The organism is Rhizobium leguminosarum, from assembly GCF_002953715.1.
Lineage (GTDB): Bacteria > Pseudomonadota > Alphaproteobacteria > Rhizobiales > Rhizobiaceae > Rhizobium > Rhizobium leguminosarum_V.
This window is the reverse complement of sequence record NZ_CP025012.1, coordinates 2895175-2918776: the sequence shown is the minus strand read 5'-3', so window position 1 is coordinate 2918776 and position 23602 is coordinate 2895175. Positions and strand designations below refer to the sequence as shown.

General features: G+C 61.6%; 24 protein-coding genes. 16 read left to right on the top strand and 8 right to left on the bottom strand.

What is annotated here, in order from left to right; genetic code table 11:
* The first annotated feature begins 146 nt into the window (after positions 1-146).
* From CUJ84_RS14785 to ligA, 9 genes are all read left to right on the top strand, one after another.
* Positions 147-1073 (top strand): D-alanine--D-alanine ligase, encoded by a 927-nt coding sequence (locus tag CUJ84_RS14785; protein WP_105006765.1) that lies wholly within the window; start codon positions 147-149, stop codon positions 1071-1073.
* Positions 1061-1993: a cell division protein FtsQ/DivIB gene (locus tag CUJ84_RS14780; protein ID WP_105006764.1), complete on the top strand. Its 933-nt coding sequence runs from the start codon at positions 1061-1063 to the stop codon at positions 1991-1993. The genes CUJ84_RS14785 and CUJ84_RS14780 overlap by 13 nt, the downstream gene beginning before the upstream one ends.
* Positions 1990-3321: a cell division protein FtsA gene (gene ftsA, locus CUJ84_RS14775; protein ID WP_003561012.1), complete on the top strand. Its 1332-nt coding sequence runs from the start codon at positions 1990-1992 to the stop codon at positions 3319-3321. Before CUJ84_RS14780 ends, ftsA begins: the two co-directional genes overlap by 4 nt.
* 55 nt (positions 3322-3376) lie before the next feature.
* A complete protein-coding gene (ftsZ, locus tag CUJ84_RS14770) occupies positions 3377-5095 on the top strand; it encodes a cell division protein FtsZ (RefSeq protein ID WP_105006763.1) in 1719 nt (572 codons plus the stop codon).
* 263 nt (positions 5096-5358) lie between these two features.
* On the top strand, positions 5359-6315 hold the full coding sequence (gene lpxC, locus CUJ84_RS14765; protein WP_003561008.1) for a UDP-3-O-acyl-N-acetylglucosamine deacetylase: 957 nt from the start codon (positions 5359-5361) through the stop codon (positions 6313-6315).
* Between the two features lie 257 nt (positions 6316-6572).
* Positions 6573-7442 carry an outer membrane protein assembly factor BamD gene (locus CUJ84_RS14760; protein ID WP_027683752.1) on the top strand — a complete coding sequence of 290 codons (870 nt, stop codon included), beginning with the start codon at positions 6573-6575 and terminating at the stop codon, positions 7440-7442.
* 5 nt (positions 7443-7447) lie between these two features.
* Positions 7448-9121 (top strand): DNA repair protein RecN, encoded by a 1674-nt coding sequence (gene recN / locus CUJ84_RS14755; protein WP_105006762.1) that lies wholly within the window; start codon positions 7448-7450, stop codon positions 9119-9121.
* A 98-nt stretch (positions 9122-9219) separates the two neighbouring features.
* Positions 9220-9747: a DUF6886 family protein gene (locus tag CUJ84_RS14750; RefSeq protein WP_105006761.1), complete on the top strand. Its 528-nt coding sequence runs from the start codon at positions 9220-9222 to the stop codon at positions 9745-9747.
* A 127-nt stretch (positions 9748-9874) separates the two neighbouring features.
* Positions 9875-12031, top strand: a complete 2157-nt coding sequence (gene ligA / locus CUJ84_RS14745) for an NAD-dependent DNA ligase LigA (RefSeq protein ID WP_105006760.1) — start codon at positions 9875-9877, stop codon at positions 12029-12031.
* A gap of 31 nt (positions 12032-12062) precedes the next feature.
* Here the strand turns inward: ligA and CUJ84_RS14740 are convergent, their stop codons facing one another.
* Positions 12063-12599 carry a GNAT family N-acetyltransferase gene (locus CUJ84_RS14740; protein ID WP_105006759.1) on the bottom strand — a complete coding sequence of 179 codons (537 nt, stop codon included), beginning with the start codon at positions 12597-12599 and terminating at the stop codon, positions 12063-12065.
* Positions 12600-12882: 283 nt separating this feature from the next.
* Here CUJ84_RS14740 and CUJ84_RS14735 point away from each other — a divergent pair, with 283 nt between their 5' ends.
* Together CUJ84_RS14735 and CUJ84_RS14730 are read left to right on the top strand one after the other, a co-directional pair.
* Complete coding sequence (locus CUJ84_RS14735) at positions 12883-13473, top strand: 3'-5' exonuclease (protein ID WP_018494798.1); 591 nt, start codon at positions 12883-12885, stop codon at positions 13471-13473.
* Positions 13474-13549: 76 nt separating this feature from the next.
* Positions 13550-14044 carry a CreA family protein gene (locus CUJ84_RS14730; protein WP_027683758.1) on the top strand — a complete coding sequence of 165 codons (495 nt, stop codon included), beginning with the start codon at positions 13550-13552 and terminating at the stop codon, positions 14042-14044.
* A 109-nt stretch (positions 14045-14153) separates the two neighbouring features.
* Here the strand turns inward: CUJ84_RS14730 and CUJ84_RS14725 are convergent, their stop codons facing one another.
* On the bottom strand, positions 14154-14624 hold the full coding sequence (locus tag CUJ84_RS14725; RefSeq protein WP_003541378.1) for a chemotaxis protein CheW: 471 nt from the start codon (positions 14622-14624) through the stop codon (positions 14154-14156).
* A gap of 324 nt (positions 14625-14948) precedes the next feature.
* Between CUJ84_RS14725 and CUJ84_RS14720 the strand changes: the two genes are divergently transcribed.
* Complete coding sequence (locus CUJ84_RS14720; protein ID WP_105006758.1) at positions 14949-15551, top strand: SCO family protein; 603 nt, start codon at positions 14949-14951, stop codon at positions 15549-15551.
* Between the two features lie 68 nt (positions 15552-15619).
* Complete coding sequence (locus tag CUJ84_RS14715) at positions 15620-16498, top strand: 50S ribosomal protein L11 methyltransferase (protein WP_105006757.1); 879 nt, start codon at positions 15620-15622, stop codon at positions 16496-16498.
* Positions 16499-16757: 259 nt separating this feature from the next.
* Here the strand turns inward: CUJ84_RS14715 and CUJ84_RS38330 are convergent, their stop codons facing one another.
* Entirely contained in the window at positions 16758-16931 is a 174-nt protein-coding gene (locus CUJ84_RS38330; RefSeq protein ID WP_012758267.1) for a hypothetical protein, read from the bottom strand.
* A gap of 279 nt (positions 16932-17210) precedes the next feature.
* Between CUJ84_RS38330 and CUJ84_RS14710 the strand changes: the two genes are divergently transcribed.
* On the top strand, positions 17211-19046 hold the full coding sequence (locus tag CUJ84_RS14710) for an aminopeptidase P family protein (protein WP_105008198.1): 1836 nt from the start codon (positions 17211-17213) through the stop codon (positions 19044-19046).
* 30 nt (positions 19047-19076) lie between these two features.
* Here CUJ84_RS14710 and CUJ84_RS14705 read toward each other — a convergent pair whose 3' ends face one another.
* Both CUJ84_RS14705 and CUJ84_RS14700 read right to left on the bottom strand, forming a co-directional pair.
* The gene (locus CUJ84_RS14705) at positions 19077-19385 is read right to left on the bottom strand and encodes an AzlD family protein (protein WP_105006756.1); all 309 of its coding nucleotides are present in this window, start codon (positions 19383-19385) and stop codon (positions 19077-19079) included.
* Between the two features lie 3 nt (positions 19386-19388).
* A complete protein-coding gene (locus tag CUJ84_RS14700; protein ID WP_105006755.1) occupies positions 19389-20120 on the bottom strand; it encodes an AzlC family ABC transporter permease in 732 nt (243 codons plus the stop codon).
* 131 nt (positions 20121-20251) lie between these two features.
* Here CUJ84_RS14700 and CUJ84_RS14695 point away from each other — a divergent pair, with 131 nt between their 5' ends.
* Positions 20252-20515: a DUF2164 domain-containing protein gene (locus tag CUJ84_RS14695; RefSeq protein WP_105008197.1), complete on the top strand. Its 264-nt coding sequence runs from the start codon at positions 20252-20254 to the stop codon at positions 20513-20515.
* A 100-nt stretch (positions 20516-20615) separates the two neighbouring features.
* Here CUJ84_RS14695 and CUJ84_RS14690 read toward each other — a convergent pair whose 3' ends face one another.
* From CUJ84_RS14690 to CUJ84_RS14680, 3 genes are all read right to left on the bottom strand, one after another.
* On the bottom strand, positions 20616-21281 hold the full coding sequence (locus CUJ84_RS14690; protein WP_105006754.1) for a dihydrofolate reductase family protein: 666 nt from the start codon (positions 21279-21281) through the stop codon (positions 20616-20618).
* Between the two features lie 99 nt (positions 21282-21380).
* Entirely contained in the window at positions 21381-22007 is a 627-nt protein-coding gene (gene pncA / locus CUJ84_RS14685; protein ID WP_105006753.1) for a bifunctional nicotinamidase/pyrazinamidase, read from the bottom strand.
* Between the two features lie 338 nt (positions 22008-22345).
* Positions 22346-22843: an EF-hand domain-containing protein gene (locus tag CUJ84_RS14680; RefSeq protein WP_105006752.1), complete on the bottom strand. Its 498-nt coding sequence runs from the start codon at positions 22841-22843 to the stop codon at positions 22346-22348.
* 398 nt (positions 22844-23241) lie between these two features.
* Between CUJ84_RS14680 and CUJ84_RS14675 the strand changes: the two genes are divergently transcribed.
* The gene (locus CUJ84_RS14675) at positions 23242-23589 is read left to right on the top strand and encodes a hypothetical protein (protein ID WP_003560970.1); all 348 of its coding nucleotides are present in this window, start codon (positions 23242-23244) and stop codon (positions 23587-23589) included.
* The last annotated feature ends 13 nt before the right edge of the window (positions 23590-23602 follow it).

The window sequence follows — 23602 nt, the reverse complement described above, 5'->3', positions numbered from 1 at the left end:
GCGGCAAGATGGAGTTAACGAAAGTAAACACTTCATTAACCATAATGATGCTCTAATGCACCCAGGTCGGACAAAGGCCTGAAACGGCGCAGACAGCTTCGCGCAAGCGTCGATTTCGAAAATGAAAGTTATTTTTGGGGGTGTTGATGAGTCGCAAGCATGTCGCTGTCCTGATGGGCGGATTTTCCTCGGAAAGGCCCGTCAGCCTTTCCTCGGGAAAGGCTTGCGCAGAAGCCCTCGAAGCGGAAGGCTTCGACGTGACATGCATCGACGTCGCGCGCGACGTTTCCGAGAAACTTGCCGCGCTGAAACCCGATGTCGTCTTCAATGCGCTTCACGGCCCGTTCGGCGAGGACGGCACCATTCAGGGCATCCTCGAATATCTCGAAATCCCCTATACGCATTCGGGCGTGCTTGCCTCGGCGCTGGCGATGGACAAGGACAAGGCGAAGCTCGTTGCCGCCGCTGCCGGCATTCCGGTCGCCGAATCGCAGGTGATCAACCGTTTCGCCTTTCCCTCGACGCATCCGATGAAGCCACCCTATGTGGTAAAACCCGTCCGCGAGGGGTCGAGCTTCGGCGTCGTCATCGTCACGGAAGATCAGGCGCATCCGCCGCAGATCGTCAGCTCGCCCGAGTGGCGTTACGGCGAGGAGGTGATCGTCGAGCGCTATGTCTACGGTCGCGAACTCACCTGCGGTATCATGGGTGAAACTCCGCTCGGTGTCACGGAAGTGGTGCCGCAGGGACACAATTTTTATGATTACGACTCCAAGTATGCGGCAGGCGGTTCAAAACACGTCATCCCCGCGAAAATTTCACCGAATATTTACCAAAAAATACAAACATTGTCCCTAAGGGCGCATCAGGCAATCGGTTGTCGCGGCGTCAGTCGGTCCGACTTTCGTTACGACGATCGTTTCTCCGAAGACGGCGAAATCATCTGGCTGGAGGTCAATACCCAGCCAGGTATGACCCCAACCTCGCTCGTGCCCGAAATGGCCGGCCATGCCGGCTATTCGTTTGGTCAGTTTCTCCGATGGATGGTGGAGGACGCGTCTTGTTTGCGTTGACGGTCAAGAGGATAGGGCGCCCCAGCCATCATGCCGTGCTTCCGATCATGGAAGCCGAAGAGCGGTTCGTGCTGCCGCGTCCGCTGCGCCGCGTCACGCGCTTCCTGATCAGCCTCTGCAGCGGCCGCATCCATATTCCTGTTCATACGGGCACGGTCTCGGCGCTCGCCTTCCTGGCTGCGACGGGGTTTTACGGCATGTCGCTTGGCGGCCACACCGAGGCCGTCGCGCAGGCGACGACGACGGCGGCGGGTTTTGCGATCGAGGACGTCAAGGTCTCCGGCAATTCGGAGACCTCCGAAATCGAGATCCTGCAGCTGATCGGCCTTGATGGCACGACCTCGCTGGTCGCCCTCGACGTCGATGCCGCCCGCCGGAAGATCGCACAGCTTCCCTGGGTCGAAAATGTCGAGGTGCGCAAGATTTATCCGAAAACGATCGAGGTGAAGCTCAAGGAGCGCCAGGCCTATGCGATCTGGCAGCACGGGCAGGAGCTTTCCCTGATCGAAAAGAACGGCAGTGTCATTGCGCCGCTGCGCGACAACAAGTTTTCGGCGCTGCCGCTCGTCGTCGGCCGCGATGCCGAAACGGCGGCGGCTTCGCTCGACGATGCCTTCTCGAAGTGGCCCGACGTGAAGGCCCGCGTGAAGGCCTATGTCTGGATATCAGGGCGTCGCTGGGATCTGCACATGGACAACGGCGTCGTCGTCAAGCTGCCGGAAGACGGTATCGACCAGGCACTGGCGACGCTTTCGAAGTTCGACAAGGAGCACCAGCTCCTGGAGCGGGACATTGCCGCAGTCGATCTCAGGCTGTCCGACAGAGCCGCGATCCAGCTGACGCCGGAGGCGGCGGTCCGCAGGCAGACGGCAGTGACGGAGCGTACGAAGGAATTGAAGAAGGCGGGGCAGAATATATGAGCTTGTTCGGTTCATCCCATTTCGGATTGCCGCGCCTGAAGCCGCTTTCGTCGAAGCGGTCACATGTCGTTTCGGTGCTCGACATCGGCTCGACCAAGGTCGTCTGCATGATCGGCCGGCTGACGCCGCGCGAGGAAAGCCAGATCCTGCCGGGCCGCACGCACAATATCGAGATCATCGGCATCGGCCACCAGCGTTCCCGCGGCATCAAGACCGGCGTGATCGCCGATCTTGATGCGCTGGAAGGCGTCATCCGCCTTGCCGTCGACGCGGCGGAGCGCATGGCGGGACTGACCGTCGAGAGCCTGATCGTCAACCTGACGGCTGGCCGGCTCGGCAGCGACATCTACACCGCGACGATCGACCTCGGCGGCCAGGAAGTCGAGCTCAACGATCTGAAGAAAGTGCTGTCGGCCGCTTGCCAGCAGTCGCTGCGCCAGGACCGTTCGGTGCTGCATTCGCTGGCGACCGGGTTCTCGCTCGACGGCGAGCGCGGCATCCGCGATCCGCTGGCGATGTATGGCGATGCACTCGGCGTCGACATGCATGTGGTGACGGCGGAGCGCTCGGCGCTGAAAAACCTCGAACTCAGCGTCAATCGTGCGCATCTGTCGGTCGAGGGCATCGTCGCGACGCCCTATGCATCGGGTCTTGCGGCTCTCGTCGACGACGAAGTCGAACTCGGCTGCGCGGCGATCGACATGGGCGGCGGCACGACGACGATCTCGGTCTTTGCCGAAGGCAAGCTCGTTCATACGGACGCCGTCGGCCTCGGCGGCCATCACGTCACCACCGACCTGGCGCGCGGTCTTTCGACCCGCATCGAGGATGCGGAGCGGCTCAAGGTCGTGCATGCCTCGGCACTTTCGAATTCCTCCGACGAACGCGAGCTGATCTCGATCCCGCCGATCGGCGAGGACGATCGCGACCAGCCGTCGCAGGTGCCGCGGGCGCTGGTTTCGCGCATCGTATCGGCCCGAATCGAAGAGACGATGGAACTGATCCGCGACCGTATCCAGCGCTCCGGTTTCAGCCCGATCGTCGGCAAGCGCGTCGTGCTGACCGGCGGGGCGAGCCAGCTGACCGGCCTTGCCGACGTGGCGCGGCGCATCCTTGCCCGCAACGTCCGCATCGGCCGTCCGATGGGCGTCTCGGGGCTGCCGACGGCGGCCAAGGGCCCGGCCTTTTCGACGGCCGTCGGCCTGATGATCTATCCGCAGGTCGCGGACATGGAGACACATGCGTCACAGAGCGGTCTGCTCATGTCGCTTGGGGGAAATAACAGCCGCATAGCCCGCATGGGCCAGTGGCTGAAGGAAAGTTTCTGAAATTGAGTAATTGGCCGGCGTGGCGATGCGGCCAGAGAGAGAAGGAACAGGTACCATGACCATCAAGCTGCAAAAGCCTGACATCACAGAGCTGAAGCCGCGCATCACCGTGTTCGGCGTTGGCGGCGGTGGCGGCAATGCCGTCAACAACATGATTACCGCCGGCCTCCAGGGTGTCGACTTCGTCGTCGCCAACACGGATGCGCAGGCGCTGACGATGACGAAGGCCGAGCGCATCATCCAGCTCGGCGTCAACGTTACCGAAGGCCTCGGTGCCGGCTCGCAGCCGGAAGTCGGCCGCGCGGCCGCCGAGGAGTGCATCGACGAAATCGTCGATCACCTGAACGGCACGCATATGTGCTTCGTCACCGCCGGCATGGGCGGCGGCACCGGCACAGGTGCTGCTCCCGTTGTCGCGCAGGCCGCCCGCAACAAGGGCATCCTGACGGTCGGCGTCGTCACCAAGCCGTTCCATTTCGAAGGCGGGCGTCGCATGCGTCTGGCCGAGATGGGCATCCAGGAACTGCAGAAGTCTGTCGATACGCTGATCGTCATTCCGAACCAGAACCTCTTCCGCATTGCCAACGACAAGACGACCTTCGCCGATGCCTTCGCCATGGCTGACCAGGTTCTCTATTCGGGCGTTGCCTGCATCACCGACCTGATGGTCAAGGAAGGCCTCATCAACCTCGACTTCGCCGACGTCCGCTCGGTGATGCGCGAGATGGGCCGCGCGATGATGGGCACCGGCGAAGCTTCCGGCTCCGGCCGCGCGCTGCAGGCCGCAGAGGCTGCGATCGCCAACCCGCTGCTCGACGAAACCTCGATGAAGGGCGCCCAGGGCCTGCTGATCTCCATCACCGGCGGTCGCGACCTCACACTCTTCGAAGTCGACGAAGCCGCGACCCGCATCCGCGAGGAAGTCGATCCTGACGCCAACATCATCCTCGGCGCCACCTTCGACGAATCGCTCGAAGGCATCATCCGCGTCTCGGTCGTCGCAACCGGCATCGACCGGGCGATGAACGAAGCCGCCGAGCGCAACCTCCAGCCGGCGGCAAGGCCCGCTATCCGTCCCTCCGCGGCTGTTGCTCCGGCAGCGGCCGCAGTTCAGCCTGCCCCCGTGATGCAGGCACCTAAGGCCATGGATCCGATCGCGCAGACCATCCGCGAAGCCGAGATGGAACGCGAGCTCGAAATTCCGGCCCCGCGTGCTGCCGCACCGCTGCAGCAGCCGGTAGTACAGCAGGAAACCTTCCGTCCGCAGAGCAAGATCTTCGCGCCTGCACCGGAAGCTCCGGCAATGCGTCCGGCACCGGTCCAGCAGCAGGCCCCGGCGCCCGTCATGAGCCAGCCGGTCATAAGCCAGCCGGTCCAGCAGCAGCCGGTTCGGCAGGAGCCGACCATCCGCCAGGCGCCCGAACCGGTGCGCATGCCGAAGGTCGAGGATTTCCCGCCGGTCGTCCAGGCCGAACTCGACCACCGCACGCAGCCGGCTTCCGCGCATGCGGCGGAGGAGCGCGGCCCGATGGGCCTGCTTAAGCGAATCACCAATTCGCTTGGCCGCCGTGACGACGACGCCGTCGCCGCCGACATGACCGCTGCACCGCCGGCCGCTTCGCAGCAGCGCCGTCCGCTGTCGCCGGAAGCAAGCCTCTACGCACCGCGTCGCGGCAACCTCGACGACCAGGGCCGCGCGGTTCCGCAGGCTCGGATGATGCAGGAAGACGACCAGCTGGAAATCCCGGCATTCCTGCGTCGCCAGTCGAATTGAGTGCGTGCTTCGGCACCGTTCATGCCCGGGATCACGGTCCCGGGCATTGCTGTTTTTCAGCCTGTGATTCGCAAGCGATTTCAATCGTCTGACTTCGTAACAAAGCGAAAGAAACAGTGATTTGGATTGGAGCGCCGGCGCACGTAAGTATGGTCGCAACGAAACTGCCCTAGGAGACCTTTCGACACGCTCCTTCCGCAGAATGAACGATGACCGCGCCGATCGGACAGACCGCCGGTACGGAAGAATAAAAGGCAGAATTTATGGCAATTGGCTTGCTGGGTTTTCAAACGACGGTATCGCGTCCCGTGACGCTTTCGGGCATCGGAGTGCATTCGGGCGCAGAAGTCTCGATCACCCTGAACCCGGCCGAATCGGACACCGGCGTCGTTTTCCAGCGCCTGCATGACAATGGCGACATCACCGAACTCAAGGCCGTCTCCTCGCAGGTCGGCAATACTGACCTCTGCACCGTACTCGGCTTCTCACCCGCCCATTCGGTCGCGACGATCGAGCATGTCATGGCCGCCGTCTATGCGCTTGGCCTCGACAATGTGGTGATCGAGGTGCAGGGCTCCGAAATGCCGATCATGGACGGCAGCTCGCTGCCCTTCGTCGAGGCGATCGAGCAGGTCGGTCTCGTCTCGCTCGGTGTCAAGCGCCGCTATATCCGTATCACCAAGCCGGTGCGGATCGAGCATGGTGGCTCCTGGAGCGAATTCCGCCCCTATGACGGTACGCGCTTCGAAGTCGAGATCGATTTCGACTGCCCGCTGATCGGCCGGCAGAAGTGGGCCGGCGACATGACCGCCGCCGTCTTCAAGACCGAGCTTTCCCGCGCCCGCACCTTCGGGTTCATGCGCGATGTCGAGCGTCTCTGGGCGTCGGGCCACGCGCTCGGCTCCTCGCTTGAAAATTCCGTCGTCATCTCGGACGATAACACCGTCATCAACGTCGAAGGGCTGCGTTACGCCAAGGATGAGTTCGTCCGCCACAAGACGCTCGATGCCGTCGGCGATCTGTCGCTTGCCGGCGTCCAGTTCATCGGTTGCTACCGTTCCTATCGCGGCGGTCACAAGATGAATGCCAATGCGCTGAAGGCGCTGCTCGCCGATCCCTCCGCCTACGAGGTTGTGGAGACGTCGACGCCGCGCCAACGTGTCGCTGCCCGCGAACTGATTGCTGTCAGTGCTTCGGAATTCGCTCCCTGGTCGGCATGACCTCCAGCATATTCTCAAGACCAGGCCGCCTCTTTCCCGGAGGCGGTTTTTTTATGTCCGGCCGTGTCTGCGGCAATAGACCGATGCTTGGCCGCCACAGGTCGGGAAGAAGTTGAAAAGCCGATCATTCTGCGGCTGCTGCCACAAAAATGCGTTAATGCCTTATCATTGCGTTGCTCTTGATGCACATTTGTGGCTAGAAACGCCAGCGAGGCGTGGCTGCCGTGGAGAGAGCGGCAGCAGTGGGGTTCTTTCGAATGGGTTATGCAGGATCTGAAGGTATGATGAAGACAGCGCGCGCTTTGTTCGCATCGCTTCTGGTGCTCAGCGCAGGTGCCTCGATCTCCGGTTGCCAGTCGGATCCCGACATCGACATCACCAAGCTCGGTCTCGAAACCGATCCGCCTGACGTGCTCTACACCCAGGGCCTTGCCAATATGAAGGCTGGCAACATGGCGGAAGCGGCGCGCAAGTTCGACGCGATCGACCGCGAAAACCCGTTCTCCGAATGGGCGCGCAAGGCGCTTGTGATGAGCACCTTCGTCAAATACCGCCAGGGCCGTTTGGACGATGCGCTTGCTTCCGGCAACCGCTACATGTCGCAATATCCGAAGTCCCAGGATGCTGCCTATGTGCAATATCTCATCGGTCTCACCTATTCCAAGCAGATCGTCGACGTGACGCAGGACCAGCGCGCCTCGGCCAAGACGATCGAGGCGATGCAGGCCGTCATCGACAACTATCCGAACTCCGAATATGTCGACGATGCACAGGCCAAGATCCGCTTCTCGCGCGATCAGCTCGCCGGCAAGGAGATGCAGATCGGCCGCTACTACATGGAGCGGAAGGAATATCTCGCCGCGATCTCGCGCTTCCGCATCGTCGTCGAGAAATATCCGAATACCAACCAGATCGAAGAGGCGCTGGCGCGTCTCGTCGAAGCTTATTACGCCATGGGTATCGTCGACGAGGCGCAGACAGCCGCTGCCGTTCTCGGTCACAATTATCCCGACAGCCAGTGGTATGCTGATTCCTACAAGCTGCTGCAGAGCGGCGGTGCCGAGCCGCGTGAAAACAAGGGCTCGTGGATCGCAGCAGCGGGCAAGAAACTTCTTCTCGGTTCCTGAGGCCAATGCTGATCCAGCTTTCGATCCGCGATATCGTCCTGATCGAGCGGCTGGATCTTGCCTTCGAGACCGGCCTCTCCGTGCTGACGGGCGAGACCGGGGCGGGCAAATCCATCCTGCTCGACAGCCTGTCGCTGGCGCTCGGTGGGCGCGGCGACGGCGACCTGGTGCGCCATGGCGAGGACAGAGGCCAGGTGACGGCGGTGTTCGACGTCGGCATGGAACACGGCGCCCGCACACTCCTGCGCGAAAACGGCATCGATGACGAGGGCGACCTGATTTTCCGCCGCCAACAATCGGCGGACGGGCGCACCAAGGCCTATGTCAACGACCAGCCGGTCAGCGTGCAGCTGATGCGCCAGGCCGGTCAGATGCTGGTCGAAATCCACGGACAGCACGACGACCGCGCCCTTGTCGACACCAATGCCCACCGCACTCTGCTCGATGCCTTTGCCGGCCTCACCGATGAGGTTTCGGAGGTCTCCCGGCTGTATCGCCTGTGGCGCGACAGCGAGCGGACGCTGAAGAAGCACCGGGAGAAGGTCGAAAGCGCGGCGCGCGAAGCTGACTATCTGCGCTCGTCGGTCGAGGAGCTCGAGAAGCTCTCGCCGCAGGATGGCGAGGAGGAAGAACTCGCCGATCGCCGGCAGAAGATGATGAAGGCCGAGCGAATCGCCGGTGATATCGCCGAGGCATCCGAATTCCTGAACGGCAATGGCTCGCCGGTGCCCCATATCGCCTCGCTGGTGCGCCGGCTGGAGCGTAAGAGCCATGAGGCGCCGGGACTGCTCGAAGACACCGTGATGCTGCTCGATGCCGCGCTCGATCAGCTTTCCAACGCGCAGATGGAAGTCGAGGCGGCACTGCGCAAGACCGAATACGATCCGAGAGAGCTGGAGCGGGTGGAAGAGCGGCTTTTCGCGCTCAGGGCCGCCTCGCGCAAATATTCCGTGCCCGTCACCGAGCTGCCGGCGCTTGCCGTGCGGATGATCGCCGATCTTGCCGATCTCGACGCGGGCGAGGAGCGGCTTGCGCGGCTCGAAGCCGAGGTCGGCCTGGCGCGGGAAAATTACGATGCGGCGGCGCGCGCGCTGTCCGACAAGCGCCATCATGCCGGCACCGCGCTGGCCGGGGCTGTCATGGCCGAGCTGCCGGCGCTGAAGCTCGAACGCGCCCGTTTCATGGTCGAAATCAGCACGGATGCGGGGGAGGCGCTCGCCGAGGGCATCGACGTCGTCGAGTTCCATGTCCAGACCAATCCGGGCACGCGACCAGGCTCGATCATGAAGGTCGCCTCGGGCGGCGAACTCTCGCGTTTCCTGCTGGCGCTGAAGGTGGCGCTCGCCGATCGCGGATCGGCCCCGACGCTGGTCTTCGACGAAATCGATACCGGCGTCGGCGGTGCGGTGGCCGATGCGATCGGCCAGCGACTGAAGCGGCTGTCTGAGCGGGTGCAGGTGCTGTCGGTTACGCATGCGCCGCAGGTCGCGGCGCGGGCCGCCACGCATCTCTTGATCTCCAAGGGGCCGGCGGCCGATGGTTCGGAAAAGATCGCCACCCGCGTCGCGACGATGGCGCAGAAGGACCGCACCGAGGAGATCGCCCGTATGCTGGCCGGGGCTTCGGTGACCGAAGAGGCGAGGGCGGCGGCGAAGCGGCTGCTGGCCGGCAACGGCTGATTTTCTTCCGATGCTCTTTCCGCCCGGGCCGGCGGGATGACAATCACCGCGCATCGCGATATGCGCTGAAGCTTCCGGATCGGCGGCGAGCTCAAGTCATGCGACTTTTCCATTTCAGCGACGATCCCGGTATCGTAGCGTTCGAGCCACGCCCGGTTCGCATTCCCTCCGCCCGCGCGCCCGGCCGGGAATGGCTGAACGGTCCGCTCGTCTGGGCAATCGATGCCGATCATGACTTCATGTATCTCTTTCCACGTGACTGCCCCCGCATCTTGCTATGGGCGAAACCCGAGACGCTGGAGACGGAGCGGCGGCACTGGCTCGGCGACCGGCGGGCTGCGGCCTTTATCGAGCGCCAGTGGCTGGAAAGGCTTTCGGCAGAGACGATCCATCGCTATGAGATGCCGACTGAGGACTTCGAGAATCTGGATGATGCGGGCATGTGGGTAGCCCGCAGACGCGTCATTCCCATGGAGAGGACCACCATCTTGCGGCTCGATCAGGAATTTGCGCCGCGCGGGGTGGAGCTTCGGCTGGTCGATAGCCTGCGGCCGTTGAAGAACCTCTGGAGCACCAGCCTGCATGTCAGCGGCATCCGGCTGCGCAATGCCAGGGATTGGGAATAGGCCGGGTAGACAATGGGCCGGGTAGACCGATCTTCCTTTCGAAGGACCGCGGCCTCTCTTTTCATCCGGCAATTTTGCTCTAAAAACAATCCAGATTTTCTGACCAGATTCTCTGGAGTGATGTTCCATGTCCACCGAAGGTTCCGCCGTCGACACGTTGACGATCGAAGAGGCTGCCGCCGAGCTTGAACGGCTGGCAAAGGAGATTGCGCATCATGATGCGCTCTACCACGGCAAGGACCGGCCGGAGATTTCGGATGCCGATTACGACGCGCTGAAGCGCCGCAATGATGCGCTGGAAGCGCGGTTTCCCGAGTTGATCCGCGAAGACAGCCCATCGCGGCATGTCGGTGCAGCGCCCTCCGTCACCTTCTCGCCCGTCATCCATGCGCGGCCGATGCTGTCGCTCGACAACACTTTCTCGCAGGAGGACGTGCAGGATTTCGTCGCCGGCGTCTATCGCTTCCTCGGCCGGCTGCCCGACCAGTCGATCGCCTTTACCGCCGAGCCGAAGATCGACGGTCTCTCGATGTCGATCCGTTACGAGAATGGCAGGCTGGTGACAGCTGCGACGCGTGGCGACGGCACGACGGGGGAGAACGTCACCGCCAACATCCGGACCATCGCAGAGATCCCCAACGAGCTGCCGAAAGGCGTGCCCGCGGTCGTGGAGATCCGCGGTGAAGTCTATATGGCCAAGAGCGATTTCCTGGCGCTGAACCGGCAGATGGAGGCGGAGGGCAAGCAGACTTATGTCAATCCGCGCAACACCGCGGCCGGATCGCTGCGCCAGCTCGACGCCAAGGTGACGGCGAGCCGCAAGCTGAAATTCTTCGCCTATGCCTGGGGCGAGATGTCGGAGATGCCCGCCGACACACAGTTCAGTATGGTTCAGACCTTCAAGGACTGGGGTTTTCCCGTCAATCCGCTGATGAAGCGATTGAACTCGGTCGCCGACATCCTGGCACATTATGACGAGATCGGCCTCGAGCGCCCGGATCTCGACTACGACATCGACGGCGTCGTCTACAAGGTCGACAGTCTCGAGCTGCAGGCTCGTCTCGGCTTCCGCTCGCGTTCGCCGCGCTGGGCGACGGCGCACAAGTTTCCGGCCGAACAGGCTTTCACGATCGTCGAGAATATCGACATCCAAGTCGGCCGCACTGGCGCCTTGACCCCTGTGGCGCGTTTGACGCCGATCACGGTCGGCGGCGTTGTCGTCACCAATGCGACGCTGCACAACGCGGATTACATCCAGGGCATCGGCAATAGCGGCGAACGCATCCGCGACGACGAGCACGATATCCGCATTGGTGATACCGTCATCGTGCAGCGCGCAGGTGACGTCATTCCGCAGGTACTCGACGTCGTCATGGAGAAACGTGCGGCAGAGGCCAGACCCTATGAATTTCCGAAGACTTGCCCGGTCTGTGGTTCGCATGCCGTGCGTGAAAGACATGAGAAGACCGGCAAGCTCGATTCGGTCACCCGCTGCACCGGCGGCTTCATCTGCCGGGCGCAGGCGACGGAGCATTTGAAGCACTTCGTTTCGCGCAACGCTTTCGATATTGAAGGGCTCGGTTCGAAGCAGATCGACTTCTTCTTCGAAAACGAGGACGCGTCGCTGCAGATCCGCACTGCGCCCGATATCTTCACGCTGGAGAAGCGTCAGCAGCAATCGCTGACCAAGCTGGAGAATATTGACGGCTTCGGCAAGGTCAGCGTCCGCAAGCTTTATGCGGCGATTAACGAACGGCGCAGCATTGCGCTCCACCGCTTCATCTACGCGCTCGGCATCCGTCATGTCGGCGAGACCACGGCGAAGCTGCTCGCGCGCTCCTACGGCACCTATGCAGCCTTTGAGACGGCGATGCGGGAGGCCGAGACGCTTGCCGGCGACGCCTGGATCGATCTCAACGCCATCGAGGGTATCGGCGAGGTCGTGGCGCGGGCTATCGTCGAATTCTACAAGGAGCCGCGCAATGTCGAGGTGATCACCCGGCTTATCGAGGAGGTGACGCCAGAGGAAGCCGAGCAGCCGGTGACGGCAGGTAGCCCGGTTGCCGGCAAGACCGTGGTTTTCACAGGCTCGCTGGAAAAGTTTACCCGCGACGAGGCGAAGGCGAGGGCGGAAAGCCTCGGCGCCAAGGTGGCGGGATCGGTCTCCAAGAAGACCGACATCGTCGTCGCCGGCCCAGGTGCTGGCTCCAAGCTCGACAAGGCGCGCGAGCTTGGCGTGCAGACGATGGACGAGGACGAATGGCTGGCACTGATCAGCGGGTGAGGGGCTGACGGCAAGCCGCCAGCCCGTTTTCTCATAGCCTGAGCCGCGCCATCGTATAGGCGTCGACATACTCCCCTGATCGAAAGCCGAAAGCCCTTAGCAGGCCTTCCTGTTCGAAACCGAATTTCCGGTAGAGGCCGATGGCGACATCGTTATCGGTGTAGACAGTCAGTTCCAGCCGTTTGATATCGAGCCAGTCATCGGCAGCGTCGACCATCGCCCCGAGCAGGATCCGTCCGAAGCCGCGGCCGGTAAAGTCGTCATGCACACCCATGCCGATACTGGCGGCGTGCTGCCTACGGCCTGAAAGGCGGTTGAGGCCGCCATTGCCGACGATCTTGCCAGCTTTGGTGACGACCAGGTTGAGCGCGCCCGGCGACGGGTTTTCCATGTGTTTGCGAACCTCCTCGACCGGCTGGTAGGGCGGCCGCAAGGTGCCGGCCCGGTAGCCCGGCAGATTTATGAGATCGGTGATCTCCTCCGCATCGGACAGGCGGACGGCGCGCACGAGGACACCATCCGGCAGGCGCGCTCGGCCGCGAGGTTCATTCTCTTCGTTTTCGGACATTCATGCTCTCCATCGGTGTCGGGAGGAGAGCCGGTTTCCGAAAACCCTGCTCGCCTCGGCAGGGTTTCGGGATGATGATCGGATCGCTGCTAACGCGCCATCGCTCCCGCGTACCCTTCAAGGGTCGTGGTGTGATGGATAAGCGCTGCCATGGTTACTGAACCGATCATGGCGGCAAGTTTCGATATGCGGGTTAAAAAGTCAACCATGCGTCGTGTCGAATTTGCGCGGCCGGAAGCGGGGCGGTATTCCTGTGCCAGAAGAAACGATTCGGGTTGCTGATTTGAAGACCATCGCGATTGACTTCGAGACGGCGAACGAACAGCGCGGCAGCGCCTGCTCCGTCGGCCTTGCCTGGATCGAGGAGGGCAGGGTGACGCGCGTCGAGGAGCGGCTGATCCGGCCGCGGGAGATGCGCTTTTCCGGGATGAACATCGCAATCCATGGCATCCGGCCGGAGCATGTCGAAGATGCGCCCGAGTTTCCCGAGGTGATGGACGAGTTCGAGGAAGATTTTCGCGGCGCGACGATGATCGCGCACAATGCTGCCTTCGATTTCAGCGTCTGGCGGGCGAGCCTCGATCTCTACCGGCAATCCTATCCGGAGCTTACCTATCTCTGCAGCCTAAAGATGGCGCAGCGAATCTGGCCGCATTTCCTGTCGCACCGGCTGAACCTGATCGCCGAGCATCTCGGCCTGCGTTTCGTGCACCACAACGCTGCCGAGGATGCTGTGGTCTGCGCGGCCGCGGCGATCGAGATGGCGAAAGCCGTCAAGGCCAACGCCGTTCACGCGATACCGGCGCTGATCGGCATGAGGCCCGGCCGGCTGACTGCGCGGGCCTACGAGCCCTGCACCTGCCGGAAAGGCTGAGCCCTACAGCGAGCCCCATTTCTTGCAAAGCATGGGTGCATGCTTATCTAAAATGCGGATTATTCAGGGAGCCGCCATGTCCAGACTGCGCAATCTTCTCCTCGCCGCCTTTTCCTTCTCCGTCCTTTCCGCAGGTGCTGCCTCAGCCGAAGTCGTCGGCAAGGTCGGGGTCGACTGGATCGGCAACGACATCATTGTCGAGGCGGTCTCCGACCCTGAGGTCAAGGGCATCACCTGTCACGTCACCTATTTCGATCGCAGCCTGATCGACCGGTTCAAGAACGGCAACTGGTTCGAGGACCCATCCAATAATTCCATCGCCTGCCGGCAGACCGGGCCGATCGAGATCGGTAATATCGACCTGTCCAAGGATGGCAGCGAGGTGTTCCGCCAAGGCATGTCGCTGATCTGGAAGACGCTGGTCGTCAACCGCATTTACGACAAGACGAACGACACGCTGATCTATCTCGCCCATTCGCGCGAACTGACCGACGGTTCGGCGAAGATGTCGATCTCGACCATTCCGCTCTATGGGCAGAACGTTGTCTGGAAGAATGGGAAGCCGCAATAGGCCTTCTGCGGTGAGATTTTGGAAAGAGCGCCGCCTGCCTTTTTCGCCCATTGCAAAATCAAAAAGGCCCGGACGAGCCGGGCCTTCGAATGCCAGATATGGATAGCCCTCAGGCGGCCTGCGTCAGTTCGTCGGCAATGACCGTGTCGAGATTCAAGAAGCAGACCATGGTCTTTTCGAGCGCGACGATGCCGCGGCAGAAGGCGCGCTGGGCTTCCGGGATGATTTCCGGCGGCGGCTGCAGGTCTTCGCTCTTGATGGTCATCATGTCGGAAACCTGCTCGACCAGCAGGCCGACCAGCTTGCCGGCGATGTCGGTGACGATGATCGCCGAGCGCTCGGAGGGCTCGGTCATTTTCATGCCGAGGCGGCAGGCCATGTCGATAACGGGGATCACGGCGCCGCGCAGGTTGATGAGACCCAAGACGTAGGGCGGGGTGTGCGGCATCGGCGTCACTGGTGCCCAGCCGCGGATTTCGCGGATGGCCATGATGTCGATGCAGAATTCCTGATCGCCCAGGTGGAACGAAACGATTTCGAGATAAGCGCCCGACTGCTTGATGGCGTTATTGTTGTTCATGGTCAGAATTCTTCCCAGTTGTCCCCGGCGGGAGAGGCGATGCAGAACTGCTGTTAAATATAGATGTGACGGCTTAAGTCTTTCCTAACGATATGTATTTTCAGATTACCCGTCGCTCTAAAGGCAAGCTATTCACAAACATGCCATTTTTGATCCGCGCAGATTCCTGAGGTCGGATTTCGTTGCCGTTGCAGTTTCTATCGGTGAGACAATTTATCACCAGTCAGAAAACATATTCTTGAATTGCGCGCGTCCGGTCGAGGCTATAATCACGCGGGGCAAGGGGTGGGCAGCAGATATCCGCCTGGATCGAGGATCATGCCAATGAAGACATTCCGCATCGCCGTCTGGGTCGGTGTCCTGATACTGGCCGGGTTTCTCGGAGCGTTTACGCTCAACCTGACGAAGTCGAAGGATGTGGTGGCGGAAGCTCCCTTCGGCGTGCCTTTCACGCTGATCTCCCAAAGCGGACAGCCGATCACCGAGCAGGCTTTGCGCGGCAAGCCGACGGCGCTGTTTTTCGGCTTCACCCATTGCCCGGAAGTCTGCCCGACGACGCTTTTCGAGCTGAATGGCTGGATGGAGAAGGTCGATCCGAAGGGCGACAAGCTGCAGGCCTATTTCGTGACCGTCGATCCGGAGCGCGACACTCCCGAGATCATGAACGAATATGTCTCCAACGTTTCCAAGCGCATCACCGGCATTTCCGGCGCGCCTGACAGGATCGCCGAGGTTATCAAGGGTTTCCGCGTCTACGCCAAGAAGGTGCCGGTCGACGAGAAGGATCCGAATGGCGACTATACGATGGATCACACCGCCTCGGTCTTCCTGCTCGATTCGGCCGGGCGCTTTTCCGGAACGATCGCCTATGGCGAAAACCCGGACACGGCGGTAAAGAAGCTGGAGAATCTCGTCAACAAGGGGTGATGGTTTCAGCGTGACGGGGCGTTGGCTCGACCGATGGCGGGCAACGGAAACGGGAAAGACCGCCTATCGTGAGTGAAATCCGCCTTTACGTGACGACGACCGAAAGCAAGGCCGAAGAGATCCTCGACCTTCTGAGCGCGGTCTTCGGCGAAGAAGACTTTGCCATCGGCACCACCGAAATCGATGAGAAGAAGGATATCTGGGAAGCCTCGATCTATATGATGGCCGAGGACGAGGCTGAAGTGCATTCCCGCGTCGAAGATGCATTGAAGGCCTCTTTCCCTGATGCCCGACTGCAGCGGGAAGTCATCCCGGATGTCGACTGGGTGGTGAAATCGCTGGAGGGGCTGAAGCCCGTCAGGGCAGGGCGCTTCCTGGTGCATGGTTCGCATGACCGCGACAAGGTCCGCCCCGGCGATATCGCCATCGAGATCGATGCCGGCCAGGCCTTCGGCACCGGCCATCACGGTACGACGGCCGGCTGCCTCGAGGTGATCGATTCCGTGGTGCGCTCGCGCCCGGTCCGCAACGCACTCGATATCGGCACCGGCAGCGGCGTGCTGGCGATTGCGGTGCGCAAGCTCAGGAACATACCAGTGCTTGCGACCGACATCGATCCGATCGCGACGAAGGTGGCGGCCGAAAACGTGCGCCGCAACGGCATCGCCTCGGGCATCGTCACCAGGACCGCGCCGGGCTTTCATTCGACGGCCTTTTCCGAGCACGGTCCCTTCGATCTCATCATCGCCAACATTCTCGCCCGGCCGCTGATCCGCATGGCACCAAAGCTTGCGACGCACCTTGCGCCTGGCGGATCGGTCATTCTCTCCGGCATCCTTGCCGGGCAGCGCTGGAAGGTGATTGCCGCCTATAGCGGCGCGAGGCTTCGCCATGTCAGAACCATCTGGCGCAACGGCTGGGTGACCATCCACTTCGACCGACCCTAAGGCGTGTCGTATAGAATTTGATTCATGCAACGCGGTTAGGTCCTTGTTTTTATGCAATGTCGTTATCCCCAAACCGCTGCACAGTTTTGGGCGGCATGCATCCGATCCTAAAACAACAAAAAAGGCGGTGCCGATGGCACCGCCTTAGACCGGTCTATCCGGTCAATGCCCGCGAGCTCAAGGGGAGGAGCGCTCGAGCGGGCTCTACTGCATTCCAATAGGCCGGTCCGGGAGGGAGGAGACGGACTGGCTTTCAGGCTTAGAACGCGTAGCTGAGGGCGCCCTTGTGGCGCGTGGCCCGCTGGCCGGCGCCGAGCAGCTTGAGGCTGTCCTCATTCTGCGGGCGGCGGGCGCCGATCACGTGACGCACGGTCTGGCGTTCGCCAGCCTGCACCGGGCTGCTATATGCGAAGCGCGAGAGAGAGGCGGTCATTTCAAGAATTCCTTTTTTTATAGGTTCATCGCGAACCGTTCGATGACGCCTATATAGCTATTCTGAAATGCGGAGGCAGAGGGTTTCGCTCATGGGAGCCATGCGGCCAATGCATAAAGCGTGCCAAATTAACGTTTGGCGTCACAGTTCTGTCAAAATGTTGAGCGGCCCCAGAGGTTTCGACTCGTTTGGTCGCTTTTTCTCCCCATCGGTTGAAATTTCGCTAACATGACCGGCATCCCATTAACCGGATTCGTATCAATCATTCGGGTTTCCAGCATGTTCCAGTCTTTCGAGGTTACCTCCACGCCGCAATTCGGCAGGGATCGTGTATCGGCGCTGCGGGCCGGTTTCGATTCGCTCGGCATCGACGCCTTCCTCGTGCCGCGAGCCGACGAGTTCAACGGCGAATATGTTCCTGCAGGCTCCGAGCGTCTCGCGTGGCTGACGGGCTTTACCGGTTCCGCGGGCATTGCGCTCATCCTGCGCACGCAGGCGATCGTCTTCGTCGACGGGCGCTATGTGACGCAGCTTGCCGAACAGGTCGACGGTTCGGTCTTTTCGGGCGGCGATCTCGTCAACGAGCCGCCGCATGTCTGGCTTGCCGCAAACGGCAGCAATGGCTTGCGGCTCGGCATCGACCCCTGGCTGCATGCGGGTGCCGAGGTGCGCCGTCTGGAAAGAGCCCTTTCGCAGATCGGCGGCACGCTGGTCTTCCTGCCGCACAATCCGCTCGACAGGCTTTGGAGCGACCGGCCGGCCGAGCCGCTCGGCGCGGTCAGCATCCAGAACGTCGCGCAGGCCGGCGTGCTGGCGAGAGAGAAGATCGCGACGATCGCCGCCGATCTTTCGAAGAAGAATCTTGCGGCGGTGTTGATCGCCGATCCCTCTTCTGTCGCCTGGACCTTCAATATCCGCGGCGCCGACGTGCCGCACACGCCGCATCCGCTGGCGCGCGCCATCATCCATGCCGACGGCCGGGCCGAGATCTTCCTCGACAAGCGCAAGACCGGCATCGAGCCGGAGGCCTATCTTGCGCAGTTCTGTACGCAGCTGCCGCCCTCGGCGCTGGAGGAGAGGTTGGCTGCCGTTTCGAGGGATGGCGGCCGCGTGCTGATCGATCCTGATATCGCCTCCTATGCGCTGGCGGAGATCATCCGCAAGGCGGGCGGCGACGTGGTGGAGGGCGCCGATCCCGCCAAGTTGCCGCGCGCAGTGAAGAACGACGTCGAGATTAACGGCTCGGCCGCCGCGCATCTGCAGGACGGTGCGGCGATGGTGGAATTCCTCTATTGGCTGTCGCAGACGAAGCCCGGCACGGTGAGCGAGATCGCAGCTGCCGAGCATCTCGAAGCGGCGCGCGCCCGCGTCGGCCAGAGCATGCAGAACCCGCTGAAGGACATTTCCTTCGACACGATTTCCGGCGCCGGCGAACATGCGGCGATCATGCATTACCGCGTGACGACCGAGACCAACCGGATGATCGAGGCCGGCGAACTCTTCCTGATCGATTCCGGCGCGCAATATATCAACGGCACGACCGACATCACCCGCACCGTCGGCATCGGCTCGGTATCGGAAGAGCATCGGCGCTTCTTCACGCTGGTGCTGAAAGGGATGATAGACATCAGCACCGCGCGTTTCCCGAAGGGCACGCGCGGCTGCGATCTCGATCCGCTGGCGCGCATCGCGCTGTGGCGGGCCGGCGCCGATTTCGCTCACGGCACAGGCCACGGCGTCGGCTCCTATCTTTCGGTGCATGAGGGGCCGCAGCGCATCTCCAGGCTTTCGACGCAGGAACTGCTGCCCGGCATGATCCTTTCGAACGAGCCGGGCTATTACCGGCCCGGCAGCTTCGGCATCCGCATCGAGAACCTGATCTATGTGCGCGGGGCCGAAGAGATCGAGGGCGGCGATGCGCCGATGCTCGGATTCGAGACGCTGACTTTCTGCCCGATCGACCGCAGCCTGGTCATTCCCGAGCTGCTGACCCATGACGAGCTGCATTGGTTCAACGACTATCATCGCCGCACCTGCGAGGCGCTGATGCCGCTGATCCATGATCACGATGTCAGGGCGTGGCTCGAAAACGCGACGCTGCCGCTGGAATACTAAGATGTCTGGGCGCCGGCCCCGTGCCGGTGCTCAGAACCCGCCGGCATGGCGCCAGACCATCACGACGATCCAGGCGGCGACCAGCATCCATGTATGGGTGAAGCGCAGGCCAATGAAGAGGGCGACGATCAGCGCCAGCTTCGATTCCCAGCCGCCGATGAAGAAGGCGGGTGCAACCAGCGTCGTCAGCACGGCGGCCGGTACGGCATTCAGCGCCGCTTCCATGCGTGGGGGAATGCTCTTCATTCGGGTGATGAGGATATAGCCGCCGATGCGGGTGGCGAAGGTGGCTGCTGCTGCGGCGAGGATGACGAGCGCCATGTGAAGATCGAATTCCATGACTCAGACCTCGTGCACTTCGGATTGAAGGGCGTCGGCTTCGAGATCAGGCTCTTGCAGCGGTAAAGGCAGCACGGCGGCGAGCACGATGCCGGCGGCGGCGCCGAGGCTGACATGCCAGGGCGAGCCGACATAGCGGTAGGCGAGCACGGAAGCCACCGCGCTGACGAGCGCCACCGGCAGGAAATTGTCTCGCTTGCGGAAGCCGAGGACGATGCCGAGGAAATAAGCCGGTAGCAGGATGTCGAGGCCGATGGCCTTGGGATCGCCAATGAAGCCGCCGAGCATGCCGCCGGCGACGCTGATCAGCACCCAGGGAATGTAGATGATGATGGCGAAGCCGAAATACCAGGCGAAGGTGAGTTGCCGGCCGGACTCGCCGCGCTTTACCGCTTCGGCGAATTGCGGATCGACGAGCAGGAAAAAGGTGAAGAATTTCTGTACCGGCGTGAAATGGCCGATGTAGCGCGCCAGCGCCGCCGAATAGAGCACGTGGCGGAAATTGACGGCGAGGATCGACAGCACGATCAGCCAGGCGTGGACATTGTGACCGAAGAGTTCGATGCCGACCATCTGGCTGGCGCCGGCGTAGACGGTGGCGCTCATGAAGGCGGTTTCGGAGAGCGACAAGCCGTTTTCGACCGCAAGCGCTCCGAAGAGAGCGCCAAAGGGCGCGGATGCCAGCGCAACGGCGGAGCCACCCCGCAAACCTTCAACAAAGTCGGCGCGATTCATACGATCTTTCCTGTTGGAATTCAGGTTTCCCTTATGGTCTATGGCTTTCAACGGCAATTGAATTTCCTTGATTGACCAATCGATTTTGCTGAACCATCAAAGTCCCGATCGCATTTGGCAAAGAGGCAATGATGAAGAAGATCGAATTTTCGAAGGAGGCGAAGGCGACGATCGTTGCCAGCATTCGCCGCTATTTCGAGGCCGAGCTCGACCAGCCGATTGGCGTGCTGCCGGCGGAATTCCTGCTCGATTTCTTCGCGGACGAGATCGGCGCCCATTATTACAATCAGGGCCTTCGCGATGCGCATGCCGCGCTTCTGAGGAAGATGGAGGACCTGGCCGAGGACATCTATCTGCTGGAGCGAGACGACAAGAACAAGGGCACTGCTGCATAGGTTTACGGCGTTCCTTGCGCATTAAAAAGGGCGCGCTGCGCTGCAGCCCATAACGGGACGCGGTGGCGTCGCGGCCAGCAATCGCAGAATGCAGAGGCATTCAGCCTTCGCGCTTCATCCGCTCCCGGCGGGCGATTTCGGCCTCCGAGGGCTGCGCCAGTTCGAACGAGCCTGTCTTGATTGCGCCAGCACGCTCGTAGACGCTCATGATGACGCCTGTCGTCGATACCGTGGTGGCGGTGAGCTTCAGCGCCTCCGGCTTGGCGCCTTGACCGAACACGCGTTTGCCCGGGCCAAGCACGAGCGGGAAAGTCAGAAGCCGGAGCTCGTCGATCAGGTCATGCGCCAATAGGGTCTGCAACAGGCCGCTGCTGCCCTGTGTCAGGAGGACGGGGCCATCCTGCTGCTTCAACCGGGCGATTTCGGCAGCTGCATCGCCGCGCAGGGCAACGGAATTTGCCCAGGTGAACGGCCGCGTGGACGTGGTCGCGACATATTTGGTCACGGCGTTGAAGACCTTGCCGATCGGATCGTCTTTCCCGACGAAGGGCCAGTGCGCGGCGAAGATTTCGTAGGTCTTGCGGCCAAGCAGCAGTTCGAAGGGGTCGGTAAAGATCCCGCCCATGAACTGGCCCATCGGCTCGTCCCAATAGTTGACAGTCCAGCCGCCCTGAGTGAAGCCGCCGGTCGGATCCTCCCGCGGCCCGCCGGGCGCCTGCATGACGCCGTCCAAACTCACGAAGGCGGCAGCAACTAACTTTCTCATCTCTCAACTCCCACTATTGGTGCGTTCAGAGCCAAGGACGGATTGACTTGCACCGATCCGACATTCGATGCGATTTTTTCGGGCGTTATCCGAGCTAAACTAGCCGGCGAGGACCCTGGCGCTGTCAATGATCGCGATGCCATGCGCCCGCATTTCCTCGATGGCGGCGGTGACGCCTTCGGGTGTGATGCCGCGGCTTGCATCCTTGATGAAGCGCACGTGGACACCAGGCATCATCTCCAGCGCGTCGAGCGCAGAGAATTTGACGCAATAGTCGGTTGCCAGTCCGCAGACGTCAAGGTCGGTGACGCCCTGGTCCTCGAGGAAATCGGAAAGGCCGGTCGAGGCATCGCGGTCATTGTCGCGGAAGGCCGAATAGCTATCGATATAGGGATTCTCGCCCTTCTGCTGGATCAGGTCGATCTCTTCGGATTTGAGCTCGGGATGCAGTTCGGCATCAAGCGTACCCTGAATGCAGTGGTCGGGCCACATCATCTGCGGTTTGCCCGACAGTTCCCCCATCTCGAAGGGGGCGGCACCCGGATGGGCGGAGGCAAAGCTGCCGTGTCCAGGCGGATGCCAGTCCTGCGAGGCGACGATCAAATCGTATTTGCCGCTGTCGATCAGCCTGTTTGCGACGGGAACCACCTTGTCGCCCTCTGGCACCGGCAGATTGCCGCCCGGACAGAAGCCGTTCTGAATATCGACGAGCAGCAGCGCTTTCATCAAGGCCAATCCCTTCGTTTTATTGCAGTGTAAGACGCCAAGCACACTGAATGGATCAACTAGTGGATTTCCAGGCGCGGACGCGCAAGTGTTAATTCTGGCACTAGCGGTAGTAAGTCGTTGAAACAGAATGCTCTAATGCAATCATTGCGATAGCTGGCGGCGGTTCTCGTGTTGAAATGGAGCGGAGGGATGGGGACGGCTCGAGCATGATTTCCGGATCGCAGACACGGCCCGCGACGGTGGCAATTGCCGGCAAATCGATCTGCCTGCGTAGGACGCTTTTGCGCGACATCAATGGATCGAGGCTCCCCCGGCAGAGCCCGGATCTCGGCCGGCTAGACCGCCGCCGCGTCTTCGGCTGCGGAATCGCCTGCTGCGGCGGAAGCGCCGTAGGTATTGCGGTAGGCCTGAAGGGCCGTCTGCATGTCGCTCAGCACCTTGGTGAGGAGCGGATCGCTATCACCTGACGTCTTGATGCTGTTCGGATCGGCGGCGAGGAATTCGGACTCGGTCAACTTGCCGTCGCCATTGGTATCCATCGCAGCGAAGACGCCCTTGGAATCGTCGTCGCTCTGATCGCTGCCGTCGCCCTGATCGTCGCTGCTGTCGGTTTTCTGCATGGACAGCATCAGCGACAGAATGTCGGCGGTGATCTTCTTGACGATGTCGGTGCTGCTGTCGTCGCTGTCGGTCGACGCCGTGCCCGATGTCGAGGACTGCGAGGCGGCGGCCAACTCGTCGGCCGAAATGACGCCGTCGCCATTCTTGTCGAGGCTGGAAAGCGGAGACTGGTACTGGGTTACTGTGCTGCCGAGAGATGAAACACTGGTCACTTGAACCTCCTTTGAAAAGTTCGTCGTGAAGCCTGCCTTTCATGGGCGGGCAGCCTTTGGGCTAAGCTGATTTGCGCAAGGCGTCAAAGCGACGTTTTGACAGGGCAGAAGTGCGATTGACGGCACGGGGCGACGCACGTTAACCTTTCGGTTACCAAAACTGTTTCATTGGAATTATTGGCTTTTTTGGCGATCGATGGGTTCCGGCGAGCGGAAGCGCATGCCTGCGATAGCAGGAGATCGCGCCGGCGCGGCTTGCGGAAGGGGCGATGGGCGATATACCAGCTCTCCGCCGCTGCGGCATTTCGTCCGCCTTCCCGAAGCGCTATGCCAAGCCGATCTTGCTCCCTGCCGCGATTTCTGCCTTTCTTGCCTCAGCAGCAAGCCGGAGCGAAGCCATGTCCGAGCCAGATCCAGACGAAAAGATCGATGCGACGTTCCGCAACGGATCGCTGACGGCGGCCGGGATCATCCTCGGTTTCTCCCTTAATTTTATCAGTGTCTGGGTTTCCAATCCCAACGACTGGAGCCGCATCGATATCCTGCCGATGCTGTTCCTCGTCGTCGGCATCGCCATCCAGGTGAAGGTCTTCGCCGATCTGCTGGCGCGCGACTCACTCATCGCCGTCAAATATGATCGGTCGCGTCGGCTCTTTCTGATCGGATTGGGGATAGTCGCTGCGGGAATGGGCATCGCCCTCGTCAACGATATTCTCGGGCTCGGAAGGATGCGGATGCTTGGGTGAGCGTTTCGCGTCG